The organism is uncultured Vibrio sp. (genome assembly GCF_947488985.1).
Lineage (GTDB): Bacteria > Pseudomonadota > Gammaproteobacteria > Enterobacterales > Vibrionaceae > Vibrio.
In genome coordinates, this window is the sequence record NZ_CANLBV010000119.1 from 1 (window position 1) to 8,668 (window position 8,668).

At 42.7% G+C, this 8,668-nt stretch carries 6 protein-coding genes and 2 pseudogenes; 4 read left to right on the forward strand and 4 right to left on the reverse strand.

The features are described 5' to 3' along the window. Window positions 1-252 precede the first annotated feature (252 nt). Window positions 253-2,604 (forward strand): glycoside hydrolase family 19 protein, encoded by a 2,352-nt coding sequence (locus Q1A70_RS17725; RefSeq protein ID WP_299694725.1) that lies wholly within the window; start codon window positions 253-255, stop codon window positions 2,602-2,604. A 351-nt stretch (window positions 2,605-2,955) separates the two neighbouring features. On the opposite strand, the pseudogene Q1A70_RS17730 reads toward Q1A70_RS17725, so the two are convergent. Then, window positions 2,956-3,230 (reverse strand): annotated as a pseudogene (locus Q1A70_RS17730) (IS5/IS1182 family transposase); the annotation flags it as partial. 119 nt (window positions 3,231-3,349) lie between these two features. Here Q1A70_RS17730 and Q1A70_RS17735 point away from each other — a divergent pair. Beyond that, window positions 3,350-3,457: pseudogene (locus tag Q1A70_RS17735) on the forward strand (IS3 family transposase); the annotation flags it as partial. Between the two features lie 101 nt (window positions 3,458-3,558). Here Q1A70_RS17735 and Q1A70_RS17740 read toward each other — a convergent pair. Both Q1A70_RS17740 and Q1A70_RS17745 read right to left on the reverse strand, forming a co-directional pair. Then, complete coding sequence (locus Q1A70_RS17740) at window positions 3,559-4,998, reverse strand: amidohydrolase (protein WP_299694728.1); 1,440 nt, start codon at window positions 4,996-4,998, stop codon at window positions 3,559-3,561. 76 nt (window positions 4,999-5,074) lie between these two features. Next, entirely contained in the window at window positions 5,075-5,302 is a 228-nt protein-coding gene (locus tag Q1A70_RS17745) for a hypothetical protein (protein ID WP_299694731.1), read from the reverse strand. Between Q1A70_RS17745 and Q1A70_RS17750 the strand changes: the two genes are divergently transcribed. Continuing rightward, a complete protein-coding gene (locus tag Q1A70_RS17750) occupies window positions 5,287-5,637 on the forward strand; it encodes a hypothetical protein (RefSeq protein WP_299694734.1) in 351 nt (116 codons plus the stop codon). The two genes, Q1A70_RS17745 and Q1A70_RS17750, sit on opposite strands and share 16 nt — an antisense overlap. Before the next feature lie 88 nt (window positions 5,638-5,725). Here the strand turns inward: Q1A70_RS17750 and Q1A70_RS17755 are convergent, their stop codons facing one another. Beyond that, window positions 5,726-7,270, reverse strand: coding sequence for a bifunctional UDP-sugar hydrolase/5'-nucleotidase (locus Q1A70_RS17755; protein WP_299694737.1), 1,545 nt, complete (start codon window positions 7,268-7,270; stop codon window positions 5,726-5,728). Window positions 7,271-7,534: 264 nt separating this feature from the next. On the opposite strand from Q1A70_RS17755, the gene Q1A70_RS17760 reads away from it, so the two are divergent. Continuing rightward, entirely contained in the window at window positions 7,535-8,650 is a 1,116-nt protein-coding gene (locus Q1A70_RS17760; RefSeq protein WP_299694740.1) for a hypothetical protein, read from the forward strand. Window positions 8,651-8,668: the final 18 nt, after the last annotated feature.

Here is an 8,668-nt window from a genome sequence, read left to right on the forward strand (position 1 = left end):
GCTGGCATTCATGTTGATGTGGCTACCGATGTATTGTTGAACGCGAAATGTACAGCAAAGATCAACACGCCCTAGTTTTATTACTTTAATGTTAATTTTATTACTTTACACATCAACGTAATCCTTTATTATTCTACCTTCTTCAAACTAGAGAGTCCTACTTACGTAATGAAAGTTTTACAACTAAAAATAAGCACTATTGCATTAGCAGTATTTAGTGCAAGTGCTGTTGCAAATGTAACAGAGTTCCCCTTGAGCCAAGCAATTATAGATCGAGATGCTCAAATAGCCCAACATGGCGAACAAATGGAAGTGCTTGTCAAGTCTGTTCGTACTTTAGACAATGAGCTTGTCGAAAAAATTGAACCAGGTAAGGCATCTAACCCAAACAATGTAAAAAATGTTGAGCGTATCATTAGTGCTGAAACATGGGACTTCTTATTCCCACTAAGAAACCCAGCTTATACTTATGAGAACTTCTTAAAAGCTGTTGGTAAATATCCTGCATTCTGTGATGATTATACCGACGGGCATAATACTGAACAAATCTGCCGCGATTCTCTAGCCGTTGTTTTTGCTCACTTCACCCAAGAAACCAGCTATAACGATGCGAGTAATGCAATTCCCAGATGGCGACAAGGACTTTATCACCTAAGAGAAATGGGTTATACAGAGGAAACTCGTAATGCTTATCTTCAGTGTGATGGCTGGACTGGTGAAGCATACCCTTGTGGCACTTTCGCAGATGGAACGAATAAAAGTTACTTTGGTCGTGGTGCTAAACAGCTAAGCTATAACTACAACTATGGCCCATTCTCACAATCTATCTATGGCGATGTTGAAACTCTCCTCAATAACCCTGAACGTGTCGCTGATACATGGATGAACTTGGCCAGTGCAATCTGGTTCTTTATTACACCACAGCCACCAAAGCCAAGCATGTTACATGTTATTGATGGTACATGGCAGCCTAACCAAGCAGACCTTGATGCAGGTATTACACGCAGCTTTGGCCACACGACTAACATCATCAATGGTGGTCTCGAATGTGGTAAAGACGATGAAACCCCTCAATCAGTGAATCGAATGCAGTATTTTAAAGAGCATGCCAACTACCTTTCAGTTGACGTCGCATCACTGGAGCCATTAGGTTGTCAACCGACACCTAGTTACAATGACCACACAACCGGTTCTGGTGCCGTTCCGATTAACTGGGAACAGTCATGGACCACGGCTAATCAATGTAACCTTGTTACCTATCAAACAGGGCTTTCAGCATTAGCTGAAAATGATTATGTTAAGTGTATTGAAAAGCACTTTAATGTTAAAGTTATTGATGATCTTGGTGAACTACCTCTTAAAGCAAATGCAGGTAATGATCAAAGTGTAAATGCAACTAATGGCGTTACCGTTAGTCTATCTGGTGAACAGTCGTCAGGAGAAATCACGGGCTACAAGTGGCAACAGGTGTCAGGCCCCATTTCTGTAGAAATCCAAACCCCAGATCAAGCTGCGACAAACATCCAGCTCCCAGCACTAACGAATCCAGCTAATTTTATTTTCTCACTAACGATCTCTGATGATGGTAATGCAACTGATACGGATACAGTGACCGTTACTACAGTTGTTGATGGTGAACCTGTACCACCAGAAATCACTATGACAGCACCGCAACAAGTTGAATCCGGGAAAACTGGAGTAAGAGTACAAGCTGTTGTTAAAGATGAAAATCCAAGTGAGCTAAAGTACGATTGGAAAATCACTGATGACATTCCTTTCCAAATTAGCAGCAATGGCTCTATTATTGAATTTAATGCTCCTGAGGTTGAGATTAATAAAGTTATCAATGTTGAGCTAGAAGTAACCAATCAACACAATCTTTCTATGAAAAGCGTCAGCACAATCACGGTGCTCGCGAAAGAGTCCGAATGTTCAGGTAACTGGGATAGCAGCCAAGTTTATCATGGCGGTGATCAAGCCACTTACAACAATGGTATATGGAAAGCTAAATGGTGGACTCAAGGTGATATCCCAGGTGCGGAGCAATCATGGGCAACACCATGGGAAAAAATCGGTAATGATGACTGTGATACCGAACAACCACCGATTGAATTACCAAGCCTGGCAGTGACAGGTGTTGAAAACAGCTATGAATTAGAAAATGGCAGTGTTTCGATCCCAATGAATGTCAATACCAGCGCAGAAGTTGCAGTTAAAGCGACGCTGACTCAAGGTTCAAATATTTTTGCTGAAAAAAGCGAAATGGTTAATGGTTCAAACCTAATCGAGCTATTTGCCAGTGATCTCAGCGTCGGTACTTACCAAATAACTGTCACTGGTTCATTCAACGATGGTTCAAAAGAACATGCGCTAACGCCACAAGCTTTCATAATAGCTTTGACTGATAATGACAATTCTACTCCTCCACCAAGTGACTACCCAATCTACGAACCGGGAAAATCCTATAGTGAGGGTGATATTGTCACTGGTGTCGATGGTAATTCATATCAATGTAAACCATGGCCTTATACCGCTTGGTGTAGTAATAACGCCTACGCACCTGGTGACAGCCTGTACTGGGCTGATGCGTGGGATAAGATCTAAGTAGTTTTTTTGTAAATTAACAAAATCAAGCCGTTGAGGCAGCCTTATCCTAAGGCTGCCTCGTTATTGTCATAAACATTTCAATTTTACTACGAGAAGGTTGGCTTGGGGCATGTTCCAAGGAAGCAGATGACGATGAGCATCCCGCATTTCAACTTAGGGGTTTCTTGCGGTACATATATCTAGATATTCATACGGTTCTCAGTCGTTCGCTTCACAGCTAGAGCATTTTAATTCCAGCGTTTAAAAGTACTCATCATCAAAAGCTGCTATCTTCTTCTTTCTCACCATGCAGATGTTTTTACTTGTATCTTATTTAGGGCGTGTTGATCTTTGCTATACGCATTTTAGTCAATAATACATTGGCAGGTACATTAACATAAATGCCAGCGATATTATGCGGACATAATTTTGCTCTATACTTTTTATTTGTTTGAAATATAAAGATAATTTTAATTCTTACAAACGCATTTTCTGCCAAATATCGGTGTTTATATAAGCACCAGTCCATGCTTGCTTTGTCGATATCCTGACTATGATTACATTTGGCAATTATAGGTACTCCGCTACGTTCTCGAACAAAAACAGCGAAATGGCTCACTATCATACCCTTTATCGCAAACGACACAAAAGTACAGCCATAAGAGCCTTTGAACTGGCGGGCGATGGTGCAAGGTGTATTCAAAAAGAACTTGAAGTCAATGGTAATAAACATGATGTAAAAACCATTGCCGCAAGCATGAAGCGCCAAGCGCTTTTTGAATATATCAGAGTTGATTATAATCGAACAAGAAGGCCCAATGCTCTTGGGTATGTAAGCCCAGTTAACTTTGAAAAACAATATGTCGCTTAATGCGGTGTCCAGTCTGACTGGAGCAGATCATTTCACAAATACGAGCCGACAACGACAGCTTTGAATCGGTCGTTGTCGGCTCTGCTCACTATGAATACCACTTAGCCATGATTATGGTCACCAAACTGTTCCATGGCGGTATGAAGACAGCAATCGTAGTGCGCAAGCTGTTGATCATTGAGAATGCCACGTGGGTTATTGACGGTGTCATTAAGCGAGACATATTCTCGGTCGCCTTTTTTGGCGATAAATTCCGCTTTTGCTTGTTCAACCAGTGCGGGTGAGGTCATAAGTTCTAACCCTTGTGCCGCCAATGCGTGTGCTGCACTCATGACCGCTTTTTGGCCGATGCTCATACCATTGCAAGCGGTACAGCCCCATTGATGTGGTGGGATGTATTGTGGCCATGACGCATACATAATTCCCATTGTGGGTACATTCCAGCTAATGTCACCAACATCTGATGAGCCACCAACTTCCACTCCTTGAGGTACGTCCATAATATCAACCGCCATACCGTGTTCTGGTTTACCCATTTCACGTTGGATGGCTTTCGCAAAATTTTGCTCTTCTTCGGTCCATTCGATCGGGAAGTAGCGCTGCATGTGTTCGTTGATTGAGTTGGCTAATACATCATTCGCCAAGCTGTCATAAATTCCGCCCAAATTGGTCATTTCAGAACGCGTTTGAGTTGCGAGTGCTGCGCCTTTTGCAATATCTTCCAGCCAGTCTTTATGCTTGCGTACATTGTCGGCACTTTTGCCGCGATATCTTACTAAGACTTTTGCGTAATCGGGTACGACGTTTACTGCCGAACCGCCGTTTAAAATTTGATAATGTAAACGGCTGGTAGGCTCTAATTGTTCACGCATCATATTTGCCGCAACAATAAAAACTTCGGCTCCGTGCAGCGCGCTGCGTCCTTCCCATGGCGCTGTACCCGCGTGTGCTGAGGTGCCATGCCATTCAAAAATCAGATCGATTGAGGCGGTAGAGTGGAAGTTAATCGCAGCATTGACCATAGCTGGGTGATTATGTAGACAAATGTCTAGCTCATCAAATACGCCCGTCGCGGCCATGTAATTTTTACCGTTGAGAGACTCTTCGGCAGGGCAGCCATACACTTTAATGGTGCCGGGAATGTTTTCTTTTTCCATGTGGTTTTTGAGGGCGATTGCCGCACCAATGGAAGATGAACCAATTAAGTTGTGACCACAACCGTGACCATTGGTATTGCCAGACTTAGCCGGTGCTTTATAGGGAACGGTGTCATTGCCCAGATCTGGTAATGCATCGAATTCAACTAAGTATCCAATAACTGGAGATCCATTGCCCCAGCTAGCAACCCAAGATGTCGCTAAGTCTGCGATATTTCTCTGTTCAATATTGAATCCGTTTTGCTCCATTACCCCGCTTTGTAATGCTGAGCTTTGAAACTCTTCATAGCTGAGTTCAGCAAACTCCCACACATCTGAAGCCATGTTACAAATGACTTCAGAGAGAGCCGCCACTTCTTGGTCAATAATTTTATAGTTAGTCATTCTATTTACCTTTAGCAAATGAGTAATCGAAGAGTGGTTGTTTGCTTACCCCTCCTCTTTGTTGGTGACATAAATATTAACCGTTAGACCTCATCTCAATAAATTCCTTATGACGTACGCAATCCTGCCAATTAAGGTGTGCTTTGACGGCTTGTAGGTGGGGGGCGACATCGAAAGCGGACTTGAAGTACTTGCGAAACACACTCTCCGATTTAAAGCCTGCCTGTTCAGCCACTTGAGAAATAAACACCGGAGTATTTTCTAATAGACGTTGGCTAGCACCAAACGTTGATTGAGCAGCCACTCGCCAACAGTACAGCCATAAGAGGCTTTTTCATCAGTGGTGATACCGTTCTGACAGACGATATAAAACGCGCATTGAATGAGTTTAAGCCTGATATTAACGTGGTCGCGGCGGCGCGCGCACAGATGGATGTTGGTCAACCGTTACTGATGTCAACCGATGAGGTGATGGAGTTTATTCGTCTGTTGCCTAATCAGGTCATCACAAACCATATGGATGCGCTTAACCATTGCGATGTGAGTCGTTCTATTTTGAAAGATTCTATCGCGAACAGTGGTTTACTAGAGAAAATACTGATCCCTGAAAATGGCGACACGTTAGAATTTAACGTCTAATGACACAGCGATATGTGATGACTGAAAAATTTGTTCATGCGTGCATTGCATGAACAAATTTTATTAAATATCGAATTAAATGAAGGGGTTATTTGTTACTAGAGTCGACGATTCGTACTTCATTTATGTTATCTAAGGCATTGTTCGTCTTTAAATAATCAGAGACGGTGGTGTATAGATATTCATTTGGAATATTAACGCGATCTTTGCCTGATGCGAATGCTTTAAACCCATCGCCGCCGTCCGCAAAGAAATTGTTGGTCGCAATACGATAGGACTGACTATTTACAATCGGCTCACCATTAATGGTCGCCGTAACGATACGTTCGCCAACGGGTAGTGATGAGTTGTATTCATAGTAAACACTTGATGAAGATTGCATCACGCCATTGGTTAGGCCTGCTGCGTGCTCCAATAGCGAATACAGTTGCTCACCCGTTAACGTCATTTCTGCCGGGTAATTTGGGAACGGGAAACTATTGATAACGTCGCCAAGCGTAATATCACCTGCGGCAATATCTTCTCGGATACCACCGCTATTGGTAAATGCAGCAACTGAATCTGGGAATCGAGCTAAAATCGCATCGGCCGCAAGGTTACCTAGCCTAGAAGATTCACCATAAGATCGAGTTAGAAGTTCGTCCGTTGTTGCTATCACTTCTGATGTTGCTTCTTCGATAACGTCAGACCACTTATCAACCGCTTTTTGAGTTGCAGGGTGTCGCTCCCAATCTTTGTCGTAAATGGTGTTTAACTCAAAGTTATAGCCAGATATTGTTCGTGTTTTTTCATTGAAATCTAAAACCAGTTTACCCACATTGATGCCGTAGCCATCGGTCGATACGATCAAGGTATCGTTGACCTCGATCGGCTCAGGAGTGCCGACATGAGCATGACCTGTAATGAGAACATCAAGCCCAGACAGTTGCTTAGCTAACTCAATGTCTTTGTTCAATGCTCTTTTCACATCAGAAGCGCCAAAGCTGGATTGTCGAGCAGGTGTGCCTTCATGTACCAATAAAATAACAACATCAACTTGAGGCTTTAGTTGGTCAATATACTTCTGGGTATAAAAAGCCTCATCTCTTGCTTCAATATTTTGTCGCATTTCGTGAGAGACAGTATCATCAAATGCAAATTCCCCATGGATGCCGATGACCCCGAATTTAACGCCATCTTTTTCAATGATTTGATAAGGGTTTTTCCACACTAACGTTTCTGTATCTTCAAAGAAGACGTTGCCCAGTAATATGTCAAATTCGGCTTTTGAAAAGCGAACTAGCATATTATCCCAGCCATAATCAAACTCATGATTACCAACAGAGACGGCGTCGTAACCCATATGGTTCATTATATCGATCGTCGCCTCACCGTCCGTTAATGAATCGACAGTTGAACCAGCGAAATAATCCCCCGCATCTAAGAAAAGTGCAGAAGGGCTTACTTTTCTTTCACTTTCAACGTATGACGCAATATTCGCAAAGCCACCGATTTCATTCTTTTCGTCAACATATTGAGCGATATAAGGTTGGTGTTTGGCGTGCAGATCATTGGTATAGAGAATGGTTAGATCTTTAGCTTGTAACGGAGATGCACAAACAAAAATCAGCGTAGATAAAAGGGTCTTTTTCATAGGGCTCTACTTAGTGATTTATAAACCGGGCGACAATAGGCAATCAATAGGCAATATAGTGTGAGTCAAATCACATTTGAGCGGCTTGGATGTGGCTACAATGAATAATTTACAAGATATGTTGCTGTCATGTTCGATTTAAACGTTTGCAAGAGCAGCCAATGCTCAAATCTTGGGCTAGCGAATTCCCCAGATTATGTTTACAACAGTACTGAACTTGGATTTGCTGCTGTACATTGCAAAAAGTGCGGGGCCAATCCCCCAATGTTGGACAATGAGAGCTTCAATTTAATCGCGGATTATTGGCTATCACGCGTTGGATTAGCCACTGGTCAATGGTGTCCTTGTTGTCGCTCAGAGAACGTAAAAAAGTTTGGGCATAGCGCGGCGGGCTCTCAGCGTCATCGTTGCAACCATTGTGGAAAAACATTTACTGGGGTTAGTTACTCAGACCATGCATTAAGCCGGTTTGAAGCACTAAAACATTGGATGTCATCAAAAACCTCAATAGCTCCAGAGACCGATCTCAAACTGTCTGCCGTACAAATTGACCGCAGCTTTGAATCATTAGAAACGATAAGCCTTGCTGAAATGCATAACCTTGCCATCGCTGAGGATGTCGCAACTACTTACCTTAAAGTTCCATATAAGGGGCAAGCTAACTTCCTCTGGTTTTTGGTCAGCAGTGATATAGCGAGCGGCCGTATTCTTCATATCAGTTCTACGTTTATACCCTTCATTCTACCTAAGTCGGGGTGTTATCAGTGGGATATTCCTGAGCTAGGCGAAGAAATTGTTGATGAAGGAAACCGAGCGATAGTGCAAGCCGAGCATCGAGAAAACGTCTTTTTGAAACGCACACAGTTTGACCGAATCTATTATGGAAAAACGCTGCTTAAAAATAAAAACTACCGTGCTGCGCTACCGGTTCTTATCGCGCATTGTCATTTTTTGGTGCTGTCTAAGCTTGGCCATGGCAGAAATAGGCACTGCTTAACGCATGAAATGTTTTTTCGCGGAGCCTGTATCACTCAATACTCAAAGTACGTGAAAGCTGAGGGAACATCGATCTTTTATGTGGTTGGTGCTTGTGATACCAAAACAAAGTTATCCGGTCAAAAATACGTAGGGTGGTGGCGAAACTTGTGGCATGAGTTTGAAGATAGCAAAGGCCGGACGATGGCGCTTTCCCGAGTTTGTGGTAATAAAGCGCTTCCTATTAGTATGATAGCTTTTGATCCTATTAGTGAATTTAAAGAACAACTTTGCGCGAGCTTTAGCCAATTTGAAATGATCGCACCAAAACGCGTAGTAAGCATGGTGATCTGCTCCAGTCAGACTGGACACCGTATTAAGCGACATATTGTTTTTCAAAGTTAACTGGGCTTACATACCCAA

Excerpts from the sequence above, each read along its gene's own strand:
- Q1A70_RS17740 (WP_299694728.1), bottom strand. The coding sequence starts at position 4,998 with ATGACTAACTATAAAATTATTGACCAAGAAGTGGCGGCTCTCTCTGAA.
- Q1A70_RS17755 (WP_299694737.1), bottom strand. The coding sequence starts at position 7,270 with ATGAAAAAGACCCTTTTATCTACGCTGATTTTTGTTTGTGCATCTCCG.
- Q1A70_RS17760 (WP_299694740.1), top strand. The coding sequence starts at position 7,535 with ATGTTGGACAATGAGAGCTTCAATTTAATCGCGGATTATTGGCTATCA.